This is a genomic window from Nicoliella sp. ESL1113 (assembly GCF_058509245.1).
Genome location: NZ_CP196387.1, coordinates 1,167,846 through 1,189,232 on the forward strand (window position 1 = coordinate 1,167,846; position 21,387 = coordinate 1,189,232).

18 protein-coding genes, 2 tRNA genes and 1 other RNA gene are annotated in these 21,387 nt (G+C 36.0%); 12 read left to right on the plus strand and 9 right to left on the minus strand.

Annotation, left to right across the window (positions count from 1 at the left end; translation table 11 throughout):
- Nucleotides 1–168 precede the first annotated feature (168 nt).
- Both ACSYTJ_RS05090 and ACSYTJ_RS05095 read left to right on the plus strand, forming a co-directional pair.
- The gene (locus ACSYTJ_RS05090; protein WP_491719643.1) at nt 169–1,524 is read left to right on the plus strand and encodes a MurT ligase domain-containing protein; all 1,356 of its coding nucleotides are present in this window, start codon (nt 169–171) and stop codon (nt 1,522–1,524) included.
- Nucleotides 1,524–2,231, plus strand: a complete 708-nt coding sequence (locus ACSYTJ_RS05095) for a type 1 glutamine amidotransferase (RefSeq protein WP_491719644.1) — start codon at nt 1,524–1,526, stop codon at nt 2,229–2,231. The genes ACSYTJ_RS05090 and ACSYTJ_RS05095 overlap by 1 nt, the downstream gene beginning before the upstream one ends.
- 34 nt (nt 2,232–2,265) lie before the next feature.
- Here ACSYTJ_RS05095 and ACSYTJ_RS05100 read toward each other — a convergent pair whose 3' ends face one another.
- The 5 genes from ACSYTJ_RS05100 to ACSYTJ_RS05120 form a co-directional block, all read right to left on the minus strand.
- On the minus strand, nt 2,266–3,258 hold the full coding sequence (locus ACSYTJ_RS05100) for a serine hydrolase domain-containing protein (RefSeq protein ID WP_491719645.1): 993 nt from the start codon (nt 3,256–3,258) through the stop codon (nt 2,266–2,268).
- A 12-nt stretch (nt 3,259–3,270) separates the two neighbouring features.
- A complete protein-coding gene (locus ACSYTJ_RS05105; protein ID WP_491719646.1) occupies nt 3,271–4,128 on the minus strand; it encodes a VOC family protein in 858 nt (285 codons plus the stop codon).
- A 90-nt stretch (nt 4,129–4,218) separates the two neighbouring features.
- Nucleotides 4,219–6,042 (minus strand): ABC transporter ATP-binding protein, encoded by a 1,824-nt coding sequence (locus ACSYTJ_RS05110; RefSeq protein WP_491719647.1) that lies wholly within the window; start codon nt 6,040–6,042, stop codon nt 4,219–4,221.
- Nucleotides 6,029–7,771: an ABC transporter ATP-binding protein gene (locus tag ACSYTJ_RS05115; RefSeq protein WP_491719648.1), complete on the minus strand. Its 1,743-nt coding sequence runs from the start codon at nt 7,769–7,771 to the stop codon at nt 6,029–6,031. Before ACSYTJ_RS05115 ends, ACSYTJ_RS05110 begins: the two co-directional genes overlap by 14 nt.
- A 195-nt stretch (nt 7,772–7,966) precedes the next feature.
- Nucleotides 7,967–8,038 (minus strand) — tRNA-Gln (locus ACSYTJ_RS05120).
- 119 nt (nt 8,039–8,157) lie between these two features.
- Between ACSYTJ_RS05120 and ACSYTJ_RS05125 the strand changes: the two genes are divergently transcribed.
- From ACSYTJ_RS05125 to ACSYTJ_RS05145, 5 genes are all read left to right on the plus strand, one after another.
- Nucleotides 8,158–8,231: transfer RNA gene (locus ACSYTJ_RS05125), tRNA-Glu, on the plus strand.
- A gap of 151 nt (nt 8,232–8,382) precedes the next feature.
- Nucleotides 8,383–8,850: a hypothetical protein gene (locus tag ACSYTJ_RS05130; protein WP_491719649.1), complete on the plus strand. Its 468-nt coding sequence runs from the start codon at nt 8,383–8,385 to the stop codon at nt 8,848–8,850.
- A 202-nt stretch (nt 8,851–9,052) separates the two neighbouring features.
- The gene (locus ACSYTJ_RS05135) at nt 9,053–9,907 is read left to right on the plus strand and encodes a CAP domain-containing protein (protein WP_491716531.1); all 855 of its coding nucleotides are present in this window, start codon (nt 9,053–9,055) and stop codon (nt 9,905–9,907) included.
- A gap of 346 nt (nt 9,908–10,253) precedes the next feature.
- On the plus strand, nt 10,254–10,898 hold the full coding sequence (locus tag ACSYTJ_RS05140) for a YoaK family protein (RefSeq protein ID WP_491716532.1): 645 nt from the start codon (nt 10,254–10,256) through the stop codon (nt 10,896–10,898).
- A gap of 83 nt (nt 10,899–10,981) precedes the next feature.
- Nucleotides 10,982–12,313, plus strand: coding sequence for an MFS transporter (locus ACSYTJ_RS05145; RefSeq protein WP_491719650.1), 1,332 nt, complete (start codon nt 10,982–10,984; stop codon nt 12,311–12,313).
- Nucleotides 12,314–12,390: 77 nt separating this feature from the next.
- Here ACSYTJ_RS05145 and ACSYTJ_RS05150 read toward each other — a convergent pair whose 3' ends face one another.
- Nucleotides 12,391–13,083, minus strand: coding sequence for a C39 family peptidase (locus ACSYTJ_RS05150; RefSeq protein WP_491719651.1), 693 nt, complete (start codon nt 13,081–13,083; stop codon nt 12,391–12,393).
- 147 nt (nt 13,084–13,230) lie between these two features.
- Between ACSYTJ_RS05150 and ssrA the strand changes: the two genes are divergently transcribed.
- Nucleotides 13,231–13,605: a transfer-messenger RNA gene (gene ssrA / locus ACSYTJ_RS05155) on the plus strand.
- Nucleotides 13,606–13,927: 322 nt separating this feature from the next.
- Here the strand turns inward: ssrA and ACSYTJ_RS05160 are convergent.
- Complete coding sequence (locus ACSYTJ_RS05160) at nt 13,928–15,145, minus strand: restriction endonuclease subunit S (RefSeq protein WP_491719652.1); 1,218 nt, start codon at nt 15,143–15,145, stop codon at nt 13,928–13,930.
- Between the two features lie 774 nt (nt 15,146–15,919).
- Between ACSYTJ_RS05160 and ACSYTJ_RS05165 the strand changes: the two genes are divergently transcribed.
- Complete coding sequence (locus ACSYTJ_RS05165) at nt 15,920–16,366, plus strand: hypothetical protein (RefSeq protein WP_491719653.1); 447 nt, start codon at nt 15,920–15,922, stop codon at nt 16,364–16,366.
- 185 nt (nt 16,367–16,551) lie between these two features.
- Here ACSYTJ_RS05165 and ACSYTJ_RS05170 read toward each other — a convergent pair whose 3' ends face one another.
- On the minus strand, nt 16,552–17,127 hold the full coding sequence (locus ACSYTJ_RS05170) for a hypothetical protein (RefSeq protein ID WP_491719654.1): 576 nt from the start codon (nt 17,125–17,127) through the stop codon (nt 16,552–16,554).
- Between the two features lie 335 nt (nt 17,128–17,462).
- On the opposite strand from ACSYTJ_RS05170, the gene ACSYTJ_RS05175 reads away from it, so the two are divergent.
- On the plus strand, nt 17,463–17,603 hold the full coding sequence (locus tag ACSYTJ_RS05175) for a hypothetical protein (protein WP_491716537.1): 141 nt from the start codon (nt 17,463–17,465) through the stop codon (nt 17,601–17,603).
- 56 nt (nt 17,604–17,659) lie between these two features.
- On the opposite strand, the gene ACSYTJ_RS05180 is transcribed toward ACSYTJ_RS05175, so the two are convergent.
- Nucleotides 17,660–18,631 carry an Abi family protein gene (locus ACSYTJ_RS05180; protein WP_491719655.1) on the minus strand — a complete coding sequence of 324 codons (972 nt, stop codon included), beginning with the start codon at nt 18,629–18,631 and terminating at the stop codon, nt 17,660–17,662.
- A 299-nt stretch (nt 18,632–18,930) separates the two neighbouring features.
- On the opposite strand from ACSYTJ_RS05180, the gene ACSYTJ_RS05185 reads away from it, so the two are divergent.
- Entirely contained in the window at nt 18,931–19,503 is a 573-nt protein-coding gene (locus ACSYTJ_RS05185) for a hypothetical protein (protein ID WP_491719656.1), read from the plus strand.
- Between the two features lie 388 nt (nt 19,504–19,891).
- Complete coding sequence (locus ACSYTJ_RS05190) at nt 19,892–21,379, plus strand: reverse transcriptase/maturase family protein (RefSeq protein ID WP_491719657.1); 1,488 nt, start codon at nt 19,892–19,894, stop codon at nt 21,377–21,379.
- The last annotated feature ends 8 nt before the right edge of the window (nt 21,380–21,387 follow it).

The window sequence follows — 21,387 nt, forward strand, 5'->3', positions numbered from 1 at the left end:
TCCCTCTCTCATATAAATAAACTACTATCCTATTATAGCTGATTTATAAATGAATTTCGATAGCTATGTATTTTTGATTTTCCGTAAAATTAGTCCCTTTTTAGTGGGTTTCAATTTAAAATATGTTAAAATTATCATTTGATTAAATCAATTGGAGGAATGGCGCAGATGTCATTAAGAAGTGAAATTGCTACTTTAGTCGGTAAATCTTCATACTGGTTCTTACACACCTTTTTAAAGGGTGGAAGTTCACTCCCAGGTAAGATTACCACCAAGATCGACCCCGAAGTGTTAAAATCAATGGGTCAAAATTACGATGTAATCATCATTACTGGGACGAACGGTAAGACTTTGACAACCGCTCTAACGGTGCAGGTCCTTAAACAAAAGTATCAAAATGTATTAACAAATCCATCTGGTTCTAACATGGAACAGGGAATCGTGACGACGTTCTTAAGAGCCAAGAATACTAAGGATGCTAAACCAGTCGCCGTCTTAGAAGTCGATGAAGCCAATGTAATCAAGGTTACTAAGTACATCAAACCAAAGGCCATGGTCTTTACCAATATTTTCCGTGACCAAATGGATCGCTACGGTGAAATTTATACTACCTATCAAAAGATTTTAGATGGTGCTAAGTTAGCTCCTGACGCTACAATCATCGCTAATGGCGATGCGCCAATCTTTAATTCTGATGATTTACCAAATAAGCGGCTGTTCTATGGATTCAACGATCACCCAGAACTAGCTGAAAATGATATTAAAGCCAAACCCAATACCGATGGAGTGCTCTGCCCTAAGTGCGAGAACATCCTCCATTACCATTCAATTACTTACAGTAATTTAGGCAATTACTTTTGTCCTAATTGTGGTTATAAGCGCCCCCACCTTGATTTTCAACTAACCAAGATCAATGAATTATTACCGACATCATCTCAATTTGACATTGAAGGTGACCATTTCCAAATTGATATTGGTGGAATCTATAATATTTATAACGCCCTTGCTGCTTACTCAGTCGGACGCATCATGGGGGTTAAACCAGAAAAAATTGCAAAAGCCTTCCATAATAATGAACACATTTTTGGTCGCCAAGAAATCATTAAAGTTGGTGATAAGGAAGTTACGTTAATTTTAGTGAAAAACCCAGTTGGGCTTAATCAAGTCATTGATATGATTTCTACCGATCGAGATCCATTCTCATTCATTGGGTTGTTGAACGCTAACTATGCGGATGGGATTGACACCAGTTGGATCTGGGACGGTGATTTTGAACGGTTGCCTCACATGAACATCAAAAAATTTATTACTGGTGGAGAACGGTATAAAGACATTACCTTCCGACTTAAAATTGCTGGTGTGCCAGATTACAAACACGAAGTCCAACCCAACCTAGAAAAAATCGTTGCTGAAATTCCTAACCTCCCGACTAAGAAGGTCTACATCCTTGCTACCTACACTGCAATGATTCAGATTCGCAATGATTTTGCAACCAAGGGTTACATCAAAAGGGGGATTGAATAATGGCTAAATACGAATTAAGAATCGCCCACCTTTATGGTGATTTAATGAATACCTATGGTGATTATGGCAATATTTTAGCGCTCAAATACTATGGTAAACAAATGGGCGTCCAAGTCGACTCAGATGTCGTGAGTTTAGACACCAATTTTAAGGCTGATGATTACGATCTTGCTGTCTTTGGTGGTGGACAGGATTTTGAACAATCAATCGTCTCCAAGGACCTTCAAAAGAAAAAGGCAGAATTGATCAAATACATCGACGCAGGCAAGCCAATGGTCGCAATTTGCGGTGGTTTCCAAATGCTTGGTAAATACTACGTTAATGCTAACGGTGATAAAATCCCTGGAATCGGGGCATTAAACCACCACACTGAACAACAACATGATAATCGCTTCATTGGTAACATCTCGATCCATAATGGTGAAAATGGTGATACCTACAAGGGCTTTGAAAATCACCAAGGAGTTACCTATTTAGGTGCGGGTGAAAAACCACTTGGTAAGATCATCAAAGGGTATGGTAATAATGGAAAGGACCAATCAGAAGGTGCCATTTATAAGAATGTTTATTGCACTTACTTTCATGGACCAATCCTAGCTCGAAATGGTCAATTAGCAAAGCGGATGCTGCTAACGGCCCTGCATAATAAATATCCAGACCAAGATTTCAGTAAACAAGCTGCAATTGAAGTTCCAGAATCATACTAATAAAAGACCGTTCGGCAATTGTCGAACGGTCTTTTTAGTTAAGGTTTAAAAATGAATCAATAATCTGATTGCGCTTAGCAATAAATGGTTCATTCGGCGCATTGGGATGAATGCGGTTGGTCAATAAGATCAATGCTTGATCGTTCACCGCATCGATAACCACGGCGGTGCCGGTATACCCAGTTTGCCAAATATAATCAGTCTTAAAATGATCAACGGCCCAACCATATGAACGACCCAATTTTCCATTAATCGTATGGTCGCTATACAGACTGTTAATCGTTGCTGGGCTTAAAATGCGGCCAGTCGGATGTAGCATCTCATCAGTAAATTTAATCAAATCCCCCATCGTAGTGAACAATCCTGCTGAACCACAATCAGCCCCTAACACGCTTGCCTTAGGATCATCGACTCGTCCTTGCAGCACCACATCGTTAGCTAATACTTCGGTTGCAACGCATTCAGACGGTGTGGGGGTAAACGTAGAATGTTTCATCGCTAATGGTTTAAAAACCCGTTCGACAGCTAATTGCTGAATTGGCGCTCCTAGGATTCGACTTGCAATCCAACCTAAAAAGATAAAGTTAACATCAGCATAGACCATTTTATGATTTAAATTAGGTCCAACGTGTAACTGACTTAACAATGCATTAGTCAATTCCGCTTTATTTAATTGATTGCGATTTGGAATATAACCCTCAATTCCAGAAGTATGCGTCAATAAATTAAAAATCTTAACTTCAGGAAATTGCCACTCGGGCAAATAGGCGCTAACTGAATCTTGTAGTCCCAAGCGATCTTCTTCTATCAACTGTAAAATTACGGGAAGCGTTGCCACCACCTTGGTTAATGAAGCAACATCATATGTTAACCCCCGCGTTAGTTGAATCGACTTAGGAATCCATTGACGATCGCCATAGACAGCATCGCACCATTTATGCCCATCATAAAATGCGTATGCTGCCCCTGGAACCGTACGATCATCGACTAATTTATGGATAAGAGCAACCGTTGAATCAAATTTCATCAACGTCACCTTCTACCAAACAGAAAAAGTTAAATTAATTTGGTTTGGATCGTTAATAAATAGTAGATGGTCAACTTGGTCATAGTGAACCCCACCATCAATCGACTCGATCTGGTGGTAGAGGCCATCAACATCATTGCTACGAATCATCTTAAAGCTAATGTAGTCGATTCCTAAACCTTCGTAATCATGGTCAGCAACATCAGGTTTTTCAGTTAAAACGATTTGTTGAGAATGATCATTGGGGAGGACCAACGTCTTAGTATCCTTTCGATCGGTAGGTAAGATATCCATTCCGACCGATGCTTGATAAAAAGCTAGCGCCTTTTCAATACTACTAATCCCTAGCTCAATCCAAGATAGTTCGGCATCATCTGGAATGCGTTTGAGACGGGTATCTTCATCACGCAAAAAGCGATTCACTGGAATCGTATCTTCTTCTTCATGATGCCATTGAATCGAATGGTCATCAACCAAGGTCACCCCATTAATTTCAGCGTATAAAATAATGTGATTTCCTTCTGGGTCTGTTAATTCAATCCATTCAAAGTTATGGTTATATTGAATTGGCGATAACTTCACTCCCAAGTTTTTAACGTGTAATAGCAATTGCTTCAAGCTCTTGCTAGAGGGAAATTTAAATGCAAATCGATCAACATTTGCGGCATTATGTTCCTTAACTGGATTATCAACCTTCCTAAGAGTCAACGAAACCTGGTGTTCATTGGTTCCTAAATAGGCAATATTTTCAGTTCTTTTAACTGATGTTAATCCGACGATTTGAGTATAAAAATCAATCATCGAATCCAAATCACTCACACGAAGTGCAATCAATTTGATTTTAGATCCTGCAGGCAATTGATATTTCATTATGTAATCCACCATCCCTTTTTTACTATTATAACGATTTTGCACACATAAATAAAAAAGAACGACCATAAGTCATTCTTTCTTTAATAATTATTCAACTTTAAGATCATTGCCAGAGAATTGAGCGTTATATAAATCAGCGTAAAAACCGCCAGCTGCCAATAATTGGTCATGATTACCAGTTTCGATAATGTGTCCATGTGCCATGACCACGATCTTATCAGAATTTTGAATCGTAGAAAGTCGATGGGCAACCACAAAACTAGTCCGCCCCTTGATCAACTTATCCATTGCATGTTGAATTAACATTTCAGTTCTAGTATCAACTGAACTGGTTGCTTCATCCAGAATCAATATTTCTGGATTAGCAATGAATGCTCGCGCAATCGTTATTAACTGGCGTTGCCCTTGTGAAATATTAGAAGCACTTTCGTTCAAAATCGTATCATAGCCATCAGGTAATTTACGAATAAATTCATCGGCATGGGCTTCGCGTGAAGCTTTATAGACATCTGCGTCAGTGGCATTTGCATTTCCATATTTAATATTATCAAAAATCGTTCCTGTAAATAACCACGTATCTTGAAGTACCATCGCAATGTGAGAACGCAATGACGGCCGCGGCATCCGTTGGGTATCCAAGCCATCCATTCTAATGGCTCCACCATCAACATCATAAAAACGTTCTAATAGGTTAATGATGGTCGTTTTACCAGCCCCGGTCGGTCCTACAATCGCAACACTAGAACCCTTCGGCACATCTAAATTAAAACCTTCAATTAACGGAACGTTAGGATCATAACTAAAATCAACATCTGAAAATTGAATCTTATCCCCATTATCAACTTTATTCTGGTGTTTTGTATCTGAGGGTTTCATTTCAGATTCATCTAGCACCTCAAAAATCCGTTCAGCAGAAGCAATGGTCGATTGAATCGTATTGGTAATATTGGCTAATGATGTAATCGGTTGGGAAAACATATCGGTATATTGTAAAAACGCCTGAACGTTCCCAATCGTAACGGAACCAGAGATCACTTGAACTGCACCGATAATCGCAACAAAAACGTAGTCTAAGTTCTTGATGAAGTTCATCATTGGAAACATAAAACTAGAGATGAATTGCGCCTTCCAAGCAGATTTATAGTAGGCCTCATTTTGTTCTTCAAAGTTTTGAATCGCCTCGTCTTCACGATTAAACGTTTTAACAACGTTGTGACCAGCAAAGTTTTCTTCTACCTGGCCATTCACTAACCCCAAGTGTTTTTGTTGAGCACTAAAGTAGCGTTGTGAACGTGGCGCTAAGAAGCCCACGGAAAGTAAACTTAATGGCACCGTGATCAACGCACCCAGCGTCAACTGCCAACTAATCGTTAGCATCATCACAACTACCCCAATGATCATCACAATGCTGTTGATCAATTGACTTAAGTTCGATTGCAGCATCGTTGAGATATTATCCATATCATTCACAGCCCGCGACATGATATCACCATGCGAGTGTTGATCATAGTAGGATACTGGTAATCTTTTCATCTTTGCTTTGAGGTCTTTTCTTAGCTTGTAAACTACTTTTTGTGAAATTGAGGCCATGATGCGTTGGACCCCAACGTTTAAAATTCCAGAAACTAGGAATAAAGTCCCAGTTAAAATTAAGATTTTAACGATTGCACCAAAATTGATGGCCAACAAGCCATTACTGGTCTTAATCCCCTTTGCAACCCCATTAAAGATGATGGTAGTAGCTTCACCTAATAATTTAGGAGTAATGATATCCAAAAGAACGAACAAAATCGTCATTATAAAAACACCAATTAGACTAATTCGCCATGGCTTAAGATATTTAATTAATCTGAAGGTCGACTGCCAAAAGTTCTGGGCCTTACGAGGTTTCTTAAAATTATTTCTTGGCATTCGATTCACCTCCTGACTTAATCTGAGAACTTACAATTGATTGATAAGTATCATTATTAGCTAACAATTGCTTATGGGTACCTTGGCCAACCACCTTACCGTCATCTAGGACAATGATTTCATCGGCATTCGCAATCGTTGAAACCCGTTGGGCAACAATGACTGAAATTGCATTCTGGATTTGTGAATCCGTCTTCAACCCTGCTCTTAAATTAGCATCGGTCTTAAAATCTAAGGCGGAGAAAGAATCATCGAACACATAAATCTGCGCTTTTTTGATAATGGTTCTAGCAATCGCTAAACGTTGCTTTTGCCCACCAGAGAAATTCTCACCATTTTGTTCTACCTTGGTATCAAGCCCATCTTCAGCCTTGATGAAATCAGATGCTTGAGCAACATCTAACGCATGCCAAATTTCATCATCGCTAGCATGTTCATTACCGAACTGCATGTTGCTTCTAACGGTCCCCTTAAATAAAACCGCCTTTTGTTGCGTAATTGAAACTAACTTGTGCAATTCATGTTGCGTCATTTTATTAATGGCTAATCCATCAATCTTAATGGTCCCCTTTTCAGGTTCGATCAGGCGCGGAATTAAATTGACTAAGGTGGATTTACCAGAACCAGTCCCCCCAATGATCGCTAACGTCTGTCCAGAATGGACCTTAAATGAAACTCCAGATAATGCACACTCTTCAGCATGTTCATAACGATAACTCACATCATCAAATTCTAAAGTTGCTTGACCACTTTCATTTGGTTGAATTGGCTGAGCAGGATCAGTGATTGTATTTTCCTGCTCCAATACTTCATTAATCCGAGCTGCTGAAGCAGATGCCCTTGGTAAAAAGACAAAGACAAATGATAGCATGGTGAAACTGATTAAAATTTGTGTCGAATAGCTCATGAACGCTACTAGGTTTCCAACTGCAAAGGATTGACCAGCAATCAATTGACTACCGAACCAAATAATTCCAATGTTCGTAAAATTCAATATCACGGTAAGAAGCGGAAACAACATTGCGGTTAAACGATAAACCTTTAACCCCGTATTCATATAATTATGATTATAGTGATCAAAACGCTCTTGTTCATAATCATCGCGGTTAAACGCCCGAATTACCCGCACTCCCGTCAAGCCCTCGCGAAAAGCAAGGTTCAAATCATCAGTCTTATCTTGAATACTCTTAAATAATGGAATTGCTTGATGCATAATTAAGTAAATAACAACCACCAAAATAATCAACGAGATTAGAAAAATGATCGTTAACTTAGGGCTCATTGTAAATGCCAAAATAATGGCCGTGATCAACATAAGCGGTGACATGATCATCATTCTAAGCATATTGACCATTACGTTTTGAATTTGCACCACGTCATTAGTGGCCCGCGTAATTAATGAAGAATCACCAAAACGACCCAGGTCTTGTTCAGAAAAATAAATTACCTTCCGATAAATTGCAGAACGAATTTTTTTACCCATCAATTGCGATTGGGTAGCTGCAAAATAAATATTACCGGCTGCCGCAGCTACGGATAAGATCGAAAGGAAAAACATTATGGTCCCTTGACCAATAATGTAATTTATATCATGTTTTGCGATTCCTTGGTTAATTATCCCAGCGGTCAAAGTAGGTAAATATAAGAAGGTTATTACTTGAACAACCATAAATAAAACAGCCCCGAGGGCTGCCCACTTGTTTAAAAAGCGCTTTGCAAGCTTTATCATTTCATCACTACTTTCTAATAATATATAAACATAGGATTATAAGAGACATCAAAATAATAATTATAGATGGTTTACTTTCAAAAGGAAAGTAAATTGACACAAAATATAATAGAGCAATTGTCAATCCTTCAAAAGCAACTATTAAAAAGCAAAATAAGCCGCTGCATCCTATAAATACAGCGACTTAATAACCGATTGGGTATACTGGAATCGAACCAGTAAATTAAGGATTCAGAGTCCTCTGCCTTACCGTTTGGCGAATACCCAATAATTGTTACCTAACTATAATAACGGTTTTTAAAAAATCTGTCAAACCAAAATCTAGCTAACAATACTTAATTGACAAGTTTTAGGGATTAATCTATACTAATTGGTGTTCTAGTTTTTGCCCGCTGGTCAAACTGGTTTAAGACGTCGCCCTCTCAAGGCGGAGTTACGGGTTCGATTCCCGTGCGGGTGATATGCAAAGCCACTTCTGATCAGAAGTGGCTTTTTTGATTTCATTTCACTATGTTTTTATTAAATCACCATGATTAGAATTGACATTCAAATCTAAAACCAATATTCTGAAAATTAATGAATTATCGTTTTAGTTAAGGGAGATTTTAATAATGAAAAAAGGACTATTGATAGGAGTCGCCTCACTGACTTTACTATTAGCTGCTTGTGGGAAAGCTTCCGATCAGTCAGGGTCAACAATGGTAAAATATTCACACATTGATACCACTCAATATAAACCAATTAACAAAAGTATCTCAGTTAAAAAATTAAAGGCATTAAAACCGAACAACACCATTTACTTCCACAAAAAATACTCAATTAAGGGTGAAATTGTGAAGGTCGGTAAGAAATTTCAAGGCAGCGCTACGTTTGTCATTAAAGATTCCAAAACTAACTTGACCTATGCTTCCGTCACTAGTGGTACCAAGACTTTTGATGGATTTAAAGTCGGGGATAAAGCAACGTTTGCAATTAATGGGTTAACTAGAATCGCAAAGACAAATAACTTAAATGGCATTACCACTAAGGAAAACCCGAGTCGGCTAAGTACCGTTACGATTAAGATTGGTAAGTACTAGTTTAAAGCTAAATTAAATAGTGTTTGAAAGACTGAGATCAATATAATGTGAGCTCAGTTTTTTTATTTCAACCCTTTTTAATTAAATCGTTCAATTAATGCTATAATGTTCATGGTTACATAATTCAAAAAAATCAGATGGGAATGAACTTATTATTAACTTTAAGACAAAATCAATCGCGATTATAACCGTAGTCATTACTATGTTCACTTTTGGTATGACTGAAGCCAGCGTTCATGCTGATAATAATCCGTTAGCAGGCCAATCATCGGACACTATTAACCTAGTATTAAATGATTTTAATGCTAACGTTACAGATCGTTATAAAGTATTTGATCCCAATCCATATCTAAGTAATTCTAACTATCCTAACGGGACCAAGGTGATTTATCAATTTGCCAGTACTAATTTGCAATTTACCCAATTCCCCACTGGTGAGACATCAACTGATTATGGTGTCCAAAAAGTTAAAGATATGACCAAGGGAACCATCGTTGATGGACAAATGAGTGACTGGGGCATTAAATACTATCTGGTCAAATTTAAAAAGGCCAAGTTATTATACTGGGTCTTAGCTGCTGATTTAATGTTGCAAAAGCCCAGCGGAAGCATCCAGAGAACGTTCAATACTGATAGTAATCAAAACGTAGCTTTAAACTATGTTAATTATTTGAGATATCAAAATGGCAAAGATCCCCTAACTTGGAATAGCCACCTTTATACATTAGCTAAGAAGCGTAACAACGAGTTACACAACGAATACGTCAAAAATGGTGAAATTACCCACTATAATTCAGACGGTACTTGGAAAGTTGACTCGCTGCGCGAAAAACTAGGCTGGTCAGATTACATCCTTGGAGAAAATATTCAAATATTAAGCTCAACGGATAGTCCAGCAACCACCACGATTAATCTAATTAATGAATATATGTACAATGATGCTGTTGGTGAAAAATGGGGCCACCGCAAAAACATCTTAAATAGTAACGCAACGCAAATGGCGATGGCTACCAAGTATATTCATGGTAATTACTACAACACGATGTTATTTGAATAACGTTCAACTTACTAAATAGCGATGCCATTTGCAATCGATGGAATAACTAGGGTTGCTAAGGATAACAACAGTTCCCCCTTGCATTTAATCAAATCTTGATTTTCTTTGACAACTAAAAAAGTTGGTGCTAATATTACCTTGAATTTAATAACAATTTCTTTTAAGAATAAAAGCGGTTTCCGATAGACCCGTTAACGTCTAGTGAATGAATTTTTTATTTCATTCGGGTTTGCACCGCGGGGAAGATCGTCCAAATTATAATCTATTTGGGCGGTCTTTTTTTATTCAGGGAAAATAAATTGTTAAGCGATTTAATCTAACATTAGTTCCAAACGGAGGGCAAAATATGAAAAATTATAAAAGTTATGAAGGGCTACTAATTGGCATGCTCTTAGCAATGGTTAGCGGTAGTATCGATAGCTATACGTTTTTAGACCACGGCGGTGTGTTTGCAGGATTACAAACTGGGAATAATATTTTATTGGGAATTAGTTTAAGCCAACTTCAATTTGGTAAATCCTTGCAATATATTATCTCAATTCTGTTCTTTGCCCTAGGCATATTGATCGTTAAATTAATTCAACACCAAATTGAACAGGAAAGTACCCGCAAGCGAGTGATCATCATTTATGAAATGATGCTCTTATTAATTTCAGGCAGCTTGGCGAAGCTGCTCCCCGACATGCTTATCGTTGGCCTACTAGCCATCGCAGCCTCAGCTCAATTACAAGAGTTTAAAATATTAAAGGGCAATAGCTTTAATCCACTAATGATGACGGGCAACGTTAGCAAAACAATGAATAACCTATACGAAACTTTAAAGAATAAAGATCCAAAGGCCCGCGGCATTTTATTCGATACGTTAATAATCATGTTCAGTTTTATTCTGGGAGCGCTATTAATGGGCGTGATTAATAACTTTGCGAATGTTTTTTCAATTTTAGCCGCAATCCTACCATTATTAGTTGTTTTGTTTTCGCTCAAGGAATAGGGCTGAATTCTCCAGAACATTTGACTTACAGCTAACTATAAGTTTTATCATAATCCTAATAATTAATTAGGGGTTGAATAATTTTGAAAACAATTAGAAGTTTTGGCATTATCTTACCAATTGTTTTGATTAGCTACTTTATAATCATACTAGATATTTCCGTTGTCTTTACTAGCACCGTCAATATATCTAGAGAGCTTCACATGAATTCACAATCTGTAACTTGGATAACTAACATCTACTCGTTGATGTTTGGTAGCCTGCTTCTTTTAGGCGGGCGCCTCGGCGATATTTATGGTAGAAAACGCATTTTTTTAACAGGTCTCACCATATTTAGCACTAGTTCATTTTTAGTGGGAATATCAACAACTAGTGGAATATTAATCACCATGAGAGCATTTCAGGGAATTGGTGCCGCAATATTAGCTCCCACGTCACTTGCGTTGATCCTTGATAACTACAACGGCGATAAACAGGCCAAAGCAATTGCCTATTATGGAATTACAGCAGGATTGGGAACCAGTGTAGGCCTAGTAATTGGTGGAATTATTGCCACATTCACCTCTTGGCGTCTGGGCTTTTTTATTAACGTGCCAATCGGCATCATCCTCTTCATCATTACCGTTTTATTTGTTCCTAGCAAAGCCCCCAATTCAAGGGGAAAATTAGATTACTTAGGCTCAGTATTATCATTTTTAGGCTTTTTAGCAATCGTATATAGTATTGATGGTAGTAATTACCAACTACCTTCTGGAATTATTGGCGTATTGCTCATCGTTATTTTTATAATCAGGGAATTCAAAACCAACCACCCCATCATGCCGCTCAAACTATTTCAAGATCCAGAAAGAGTTTCCGCATATATATCCAGATTTTTCTACATTGGTGTAATGATTTGTTATTTCTTCATCATTCCACGAGTAATGCAGTTTTACTATGGATATACACCATTAATTGCTGCATTTTGCTACATGCCAGAAACAATCGCTCAGTTTATTTTTGGATCAGTGCAATCTAAAATGGCAAGTCGATTTAAGAATTCTACGATTTTATTTTTAGGGATGTTCGTCACGTTTACTGGGGTTTTATTAACCGCATTAATTAATTTAAAATACGGCTATTGGATTAGCGTTGGTTTTCCAATGATTGTTATTGGAATTGGTCAAGGACTATCCTTTGGTCCACTAACCACGGCTGGAGTTGCTAACACTAGCCCCAACATTGCTGGAGCAGCTTCAGGAACCCTCAATGTTTTTCATCAAATTGGTAGCTCCGTTATTCTATCAGTCGTGATTTCGGTCACTGCTAGCTACCGTCCCATTTTAAATGCATATCAACACCAAACCATTTTAATGAGTATTCTAATGGTCATTCCGTTGATAATGGTTTGGAATATTTATCGACTCCATAAGTAGGCCCCTCGTTTAAAAATTAAAAGCTTCCCCGATCTTAATTAATCGAAGAAGCTTCTAATTGTTTCATAAACATTATTTTAGTAACTAATCGCCAGATAGCCAGCCGCTTTCCAACGTTTAACTAGTGCTTTTTTCGTCATGGTGTGCACCCCACCCGTTCGCGGATCAATATAGAAAAATAACTTTTTATTAAAGCCCGTCAACAAAATTGCCGAATTGTCAGCATTTTTACTTCCTGACACCCATAATATAATGGGCCGTTCCCGACGCAGGTGATTCCGCAACCGCCGTAATTTTTTATTAGATAAATTTTTAAAGGACCCTGTGCGTTCAACAATAATCGTAAAAAGGTCTGATGGCATTGGATAATCCATTTGAGAATTACTAAATAAACTATCCAGTTCATCAACGCTAAAATCACTACCTGAGTATTGAAACAACATTAAAACGGCCGCTAAGTAACTATCTTGAGTCGTATCAGATTTTTGTTCAACCGCAGTAACCGCTAACCGCCGATAATTCTCGCGAACACTCTTTAGCGGTAGCCATCCCGAGACAGAATCGTTACTAAAAAAGTACCAAGCATGCTTATTGAAATAGCCAAACCTGGTTACCTTAAACTCATTCTTCAAAGAATGCTTAGGTAGCTTTACTTTATTAACCTTAACTTGATGTTCTAATTCGGGAACGAACCAGTCTGCCATTGGCGAACGCTTTAATTTAATATAAAAAGCATGCGTCTTCTCGCTGGCAATCGTAGTCGATTTCAATTACTTCACCCCATTAAAATTTTGACGCCTAGTATTTTTATTATATCGTAATTTCAGATTTAAGTGGGACATTTTATAATTTGATAATAAAAGCTTATCATTTTGACATTGTTATAAATTATGCTAAGATATTATGAGTACTATATCGGGGTCGTTATGGATTCGACGGGTATAGGTTGAGCCTGAATTGCGCTCCGTGGCATCGACCACGTTAAAAACGCTCAGTTTTCTATTATAACTGCAAACAATAATACAAACAACTACGCCGTAGCTGCCTAAACAGTATGCTCAGCGTGATCCGTCTAGCCTCGTCCATGGGTTAGTGCCGGGTCCTAAATTAAGTGGACTTACGCTAATTGCTCACACCTGAAGTAATTAGAAGAGACTAATCAGGTTAGCTAGCCATGTCTGCCTTGGAATGCGGCGTTTTGACTAGTGAACGCGCAAATAGTATCCCTATGAACGTAGATATTCGGGTGGCAATATGCTCGGACGCGGGTTCGACTCCCGCCGACTCCATTTATTGAAAAAGGCCTGTTATGCTAAAGCGCTATAAACGCTGGCATAACGGGCTTTTTGTTTGTTTTTAAATCTATTAAGTGCAATTATTTAAGTTTAAATAGTGGTCAATTTGATGGTCAATAGTGGTCAATTTGATGGTCAATAGTGGTCAATTTGATGGTCAAAAAATAAACAGCATTAAGGGGAAGGGATGTAAGGTCATTCATTTATATGGATGGCCTTTTCATTTTGCCACTCACACGCCGTCAGTGATCAAGTTCACTTAAATAGGTAGATAAGTGGTAATAAAAAGACACCTAGCATTAACTGGGTGTCTTAGTCGTTATATAAACATCTTTTGTAGATAGCCATTCTTTAGTTGCTTAAGTTTTGTTAGCTTGGCTGCTTGTAGTTCAATTTGATGATCTAAGGTGCTGAATAGCTGCCCTATCTTTTGTTGCTCTTTTAATGATGGTAAATATATATTAAAATTAGACAACTGATTAAATGATAATGTATCTCTTACTCCACCCTCTGAATATGTTTTTCTTTGTTTTTCAAAATTTACCGTCTTAAACCAGTTCCACAAATATCCATCATTTAATTCATCTTTTGTAGAAAAAGAAACATATAGAGGTGAAACAACCGAAACCTGATCATTTTTGTTCTTATAAGCGATAGAACCAACATTTATACGAGAAGGGTTATAAGCAAACATACGTGGTTTTATAACATAATAATTAGATAAATCTTTACTTGCAACGGAATAATCATTAAATTGATCTGTTTGCTTAATAAAGCCACTTTTATTTGAAACACTCTCCACATATTCATAAAGACTATTGTTCTTTAAAGAATTTTTATTCAGCAATTTTCTTAATCGTTTTTTTATAATCTTATTTGAATCAAACTCCTTAAATCTAAGTTCGGGGATGCTCTTACCTTGCTTAGTAAATAGCTTTTGTAAATAGCCCCTTTTAAGCTGTTTAAGGTGGGTTACTTTATCAGTTTGCAAGTTAATTAACTGATCTAACTTAGTGAAGAATTGGCCTATTTTTTGTTGCTCATAATGATTTGAGGAGTACATAATTTGTAATCTTTTTAAGTCTCCTAAGTATACTCCCGGTTGGGCCGATATTGATGTACGTTGTTTTAATTTATTTTGAAAAATACTTGTTTGAAAAAGAGAATTAAAATATTTAATATCTTTATCTTTAAAACGTAAATAAGCAACACTTCTTTGAAATGCAATTTTTGTATTTCCATCAAAAATTAGGGTTCTTCCTATCGTTCCAACAATTGTTAGTAAAATATCATTAGCTATTGGTTTAAATGATTTAATAATTAAATTAAAATCATCTAAACTAATAGTTCTTTCATCATCATTTATTATTAACTTACCATTTTTTATATTCTTAGTGCTTAGCAAATAATGATCTCCACTTTTATCATCTTTAAATGATGCATGTGTACCATCCTTTAAAGCTTCTGTTAAGCTTCCTAATTTACTTTCTTCCCACTCATCCCCGAACTCCCTAAATCTCAACTTAGGCACTACCATACTCCACCACTCCTAATTTTATGTATAGGTTAATTCTAACTGGTTTACGCCACTTAATAAAGTAGTTTCTAGGAATGCACCTAACTTACAAGCCCCCCTTATTGATCTAGCTCAATAATTGCCACGGTCATAATAAAATAGTAACCGTTCACGGCTACTCTTTGAGTTGTTTTTCACGTTGTAAGATTAAATGTTTTAAGCAAGCTAAATCAGCTAGGTTAGCATATTTAATAATGTAAACTTTAGCACGGGAACGGTAATTAATTCTTTTTCAGCTTCCAAATAAAATTAAGCAAACCAATACCAGAATGACAACAACCAAATGGCTACTCTGGAAGCAATCTTTTATTAATTGTCCGAATGCTTATGATGAAATTCCAATGGCGGGAATTTAATAAGTTTTTGGCTACTCTTAACATTTAGGACTTAGCCACCGTTAAACAAAAATTCATGTTGCATCACAAAACACTAACGATTGATCCAAAAATTGAAGACAATCTACTTAGTGAGTGCCAAGGAATTGAAGCGGCGGCGAAGTATCGTTCTAATATCCCTATCATCCATTGCCTTCAACGTTGATGATAACAAAGGCAAGTCCAAACATAGAAACTCACTTCCACCATCAACATTGAACCTAATTAATTTATCAACAAAAAATAATTAATACAACTATTAAAATATCAAAGCTAGGTTAAATTTATAGTATTATAAACTATAAATTGTTATAATTAATTTTGGAAATAGATTTACAATATTTACATAGGAGTGATTTTAATGAATTTAAAAAAGTTATTATTAACATCATTAGTTTTCGTGACTTTTGGAAGCGTAACTTCAGCTACAGTAAATGCTGATTCATGGAAAAGTGGAACTCCAAGCGAATTTAAAGGAACTTGGGTTGCATCTAAACATAACGCTGTTGATAAAAGCGAAGCTAAGTATGGTAAGTACTACCGTACTTCATTTACCATCAGTAAGGATAATTTTACTATTGGAAACCTTTACTATGGGGCAAACAAAAAGTATAAGACTTCCCAATCTGTAACAGGTGCTGATCCAAAATATAAGGTAACCAATGGGACCTACTACATTGAAGCAAACTATAATAACTCCAAGGAAGAGGTCTTTACTTTTAAGAAGCAAGGATCAGGTATTAAAGCAAAGGGATTTGGTACTTTTTACCTATCTAAGTCAACTCCAAAAACTTTGAACGCAAAATAGCATTTAATATTATCAATTTTAAAATAGTCTTCGATAACTAAATTGTATTTATCGAAGGCTATTTTTTATTTCTACAATAACTTACCAATCTAAACAGATTTAAATTTATCATTCCACAAAAAAAGATTGCTAAATTAGCAATCTTTTTCACTTTATATAAAAGTATATGCCACTACAAATTAAAATTAACTGAAGGATTTGTTTAACCGTTTAATTAGTTCTTGATAGGTTAATGGGTCTGGATGATCATCGAAGTCCAGATTAATAACTTGTTGCTTATCATAAATGATGTCAGAATTTTGACTATTCAGTATCCCTTCGACGGCCTTCATCGCATTATCTAATTTCTTAATCTCTGGATTAGTTTCAAATTGATCATAATCATCAATTCGTTGATCATAACCATAGTCAGGACATTCTGACATTGATTTTAAAGTGCCATTCAACGTCTTATACATGCTAACATTTTGGTAGTACCTAAAAACCGAAGTCGCAGCAACTGAAACCACCCGACTCGTTCTAAAACCTGGTATAACATCGATCTGGTTCAAAATGCGATTCCAGATTTTGTTATTATCCAAATAATTATCAGGTACCGTATAATCATCGGAAATTTCAGAATATAAAACCATTGCACTGGGGTGTTCCTCAGCATTCTTAGATATTAAAGTAAGGGCCTTGAGAAAACTAAACTTATCGTCGAAACTACCGTCCATCATAAAGATGTTTCTTTGCAACTGAGCTGCGCATAATTTTTCCATACCTTTACTTCCCTTCAATTATTAATTTGTGGTGCAAGGGCTAATGAGCGAATCGAACGCTCACGAGTTCACCAGAATTAGCTAACTGGATATAAAAAACCAGATATTCGATCGACTATCTGGTTACTGAATTGATATTTCTGAAAATACAGGAACATAATTCTACCCCTAAACAAATAAAGTGTCAATGGCCCCCATAAAATCGATAAAAACAAGCTTAAATCAGGTTCCTAGAGACACAAAAAATTATCTGTCTCTAATGGAGCTTATTTAACAATCTACTATTTCTTTATGATAAAATGAACTTGGTCAAAAAATAATAGGGGTGGGTCATTATGAATGATAGAAAAAATTTAAATGCTGTTAACAACAATCAAGAAGAGAATGGCCTTGATGATTTTGAAAAAATCATCAAAGCGACTAAAATAGAATTATATTTAGATTCGATTAAAAATCAAGCAGGAATTGGGATTTAATCATCATTAAAAAAATAATAGTAACTGATTTCGATCTTCAATCGAGATCAGTTTTTTTATTGGGGAAGTGTATCTTGTTCTTGCCAATTTGGTGGAAATCCTAACGAATCTAAAATACAATTAATATCAATTGAATCCAGCTTATTAGATAGGGTTCTAAAGCGCTTCCTAATCGTATTATTCAGCGTTGCATATTCCACCCTACTTAAGAAACACTGCATACTAATAAAGGTCGAAAAAGTCTTTCTTCTTTGCATATCCTTTGTAATTCCGTATTGATTATGTAAGAAGGGAAAATAAACAGAATCGGAACGACAGGTAAAACCAATCAAACGGTTATTGTGTGCACAAACATTTCTAATTTCATGAATATTTTTGATAAAGGAGAGCATACATTTGGGTGTAAATTGATCATTAAAATCATGATTGTTCGTAAGAATAAAATCACTTAAATCCAGCGCAATCTTATTTTGCATATTTTTGTTCAAACCCTTGATCAGATTATATAACGTTCCAAAATCCAAAAATTCAACTAACACCCATGTAGGGACATCGTCATATGCATGAACATAATGATAGATTGCATTATTTTTATACCTGGCGTTATTACTGATCACACGAGTTAGTCTGGAAAGTGTATATCCCATTTCCAAAGTTTGGGCGTGATCATAAAAATTAATGTTCAAATAGGGGTACCTAATTTTCTGGTGTTCTTCAGAGAATCGATATGAAAAAATTGATCTTAAATGATGTTCAACGTTAATAATACTGTTAAATAAAGTTTGTTTGATTTTCTTATCAAAAAAGTAAAGATTACACACTTCATCGAACGTAGCATTCGATAAATAAAGATCATCATGTGAGCTCGGATCCTTCTGAAAATACTTGCTATAGCCATTAATAATGTCATAGTAATTATTAGTCAATAAATATTTAAAGGCCCGTTCCTCATCATTAATCACTAGCCCACGACTTTTAAGCAACTCAATTTGTTCATCAATCGCTAGAAAATATTTGTGATTTGCCAATCTTACCCACCCCTTAAACAAAAAAGCCCCTTCATCAAGAAGATGAAAGGACTTTTAGCGTAATAGGCTCCGTAGAGTATCTATCACTCATTCTTGACTACAATTATATCCGTTTTTTTTATAAATGTCAATCAATTGCTTATCTCAGATATTTATTCCTATATCTTTAATAATACTATAAAATAAATATTATGCAATTTTAGTTAATTTATAATCACATCCAAATAATCTATCTATTTAAATTAATATTATTATTATGGTATAATTATTATATAAAAATCGTTATTGGAGATGGTTAAATGAAAAAGCAAATTTTGTCCTTATCAGCTTTAATTACATTAACATTTGGTGGATTCGTGGCAGTAAATAGCTTTAATCTTGTGCCCAACGAAATTACCGTGCATGCCGAACATGCAGGACTACCATTGCAAGGAGCTCATGGTGTCGTTTCATTTAAATATACCCCCGATTATGGATACAATGATCCCAAATCAGGGCAAACCGTAAAGTTTTCGTCTCAAGCCCAGGTCAACAAAGCACTCAATTCGGCCCCCACTCGCAATGAATCTGATCCAAGCAAGAACATCGGATTTAACATTGATTCTAATAATTTTATTTGGTATCGTAACTACTCCACTAATGAGGATAAGGATACGATTGCCCATTCATTCCAAGAGTTCTTCACGCTTTTCAATAAGGAAAAAACCGATCCCAAGTTAATCAAATATGATAATGAATCCAAAAAACTATTCAAACAAATCCAACGCTTAAAAAAGCAAAAGGCAAGTAAAACTAAAATCAATAAATTACAAAATAAGCTCAACAAGTTATATTCTCAACTTGAAAAATACGTTCAATCAATCGAAAATTAATTAAAATATTGCAACAAATTAGGATGCTTGATTTCGATTTCAATTAGCTGTATATTAAACATACTTAACGCAATGGCATTTTCCAGCAATGCTAGTTTACTACCAAGTATGAAGCGTTAAACTCAGACAATTCGTAAGTTCGTTATGTCGATGTCTATCTATAATGAAAACTAATTTAGAACGGAGGGAATCTTTCCTTCCCGGGTAGCTTAATTGATTATCGGAGCTCTCCTTGCTGGAATTATAATTAAATCGTTGATTATATTTGTGACAGAGCGTTAGACACAGTTAACTGCTTATTACGATTCTATCCGTCGTATGTTAACTGATGATTTCCGATGGACCCGCATTTTGTGGGTCTTTTTTTATTTGCTAGGAGTGAAATGATATGGATGAAGAAAAAGTACTTAGTAACGTCATCAACAAGCGCTATAAACACTTTGATCGTAATTTAAGTCCTAAAAACGCTAAACGGTTCTTCGATTCCGTTGTAACCAACAAAGACAAAATTGCTAGTTATCGATTCCACCCCTTGATTTTAAAATATAAGGAAAGCAAGATTTATCATCGGGCCAAACATCAATTCAAGGGGTACGTAAAATCTAAGAAACGCCCTATTTCATTGGTTGCTCACCACGATGAGCTAGTTTATTCATACTACGCTAATGAACTAAGTGCAAAGTACGAAGATTACATTAATGATTTAGGGCTATTCAAAGTTCCGACTGCATATCGTAAACTCCTTAAGGGATCTAATATTACTGCTGCCAAGGAAGTTTTTGATGAAGTCATCACATTAAAAGATTGTTGGATCATTAAGGGTGATTTTAAAAGCTTCTTTAACAATATTAGACATAAAAAATTAGCCACGGCCCTTTGTAAGGTGCTAAAAGTCAATGCTTTACCATCTGACTGGAAACGAGTTTTTAAATCGATCACTGCATATCGATACGTAAATGAATCTGAAATCAGCCCCGCACTTAAGAAACTTGGGTTAAATCGTAATCAAGCTCCATATTACACAAGAAGCCACCGTGAACTTGGTAATTTGATTCATTCGGGGCAATTAAAAGTCAACGGCCCCAATTCAGTGGGCATCCCTCAAGGAACCGCAATCAGTGCCGTCCTCGCAAATGTATACATGATTGAATTTGATAAGCAAATAAATCAATTAGTTGCCAAAAACAACGGTATGTATCGCAGATACTCAGATGATTTCGTAATTGTTATCCCTAAGTTAGCAGACCAAAAAGAAGTTGATATTCATGATTTTATCAACTTGGTTAAGTCTATTTGTACGACTGAAACAAAGTTAACGATCGAAACGAACAAGACGAAGGTCTTTAATTATGATGCCGTTGATGGGACTAAGCGATTATTCAATAACGAATTCCATCAAGCATGGTTTGACTACCTTGGCTTTTTATTTAACGGTAAAATGGTTACAATGAGGCCTAAATCAGTTTATAAATTCCATTATAAAAGTAAGAAAATGTTGCGTCATATCCGTAGATTGCAGGTTGATAAGTATAAATTTGATAACCATAAAAGTTTTTATTGGAATATTAACTATCGGATGGTCTGGGATCAAAATGAACGGGTAATCCGCTCAAAATCTGATTTTCATAAGCAACTAACTAGTGAGCATATCAACCAAAACAAACAAAAATTAGCACATTGCATCCCACAAAAGAAAATCGCCACTAAAATGTACCTCACCCACAAAAGATATGGTGAAAAGTACTCAATGGCTGGCTACGCTAAAAGAGCCCAACGGATCATGATCCGTAATAACAATCAGTATCAAGTGAAAATATGGCAACCCATTAGTGATCAAATCACTAAAAATCAAAATTATCGAAAAGATAACTTTTAGCAAAAATC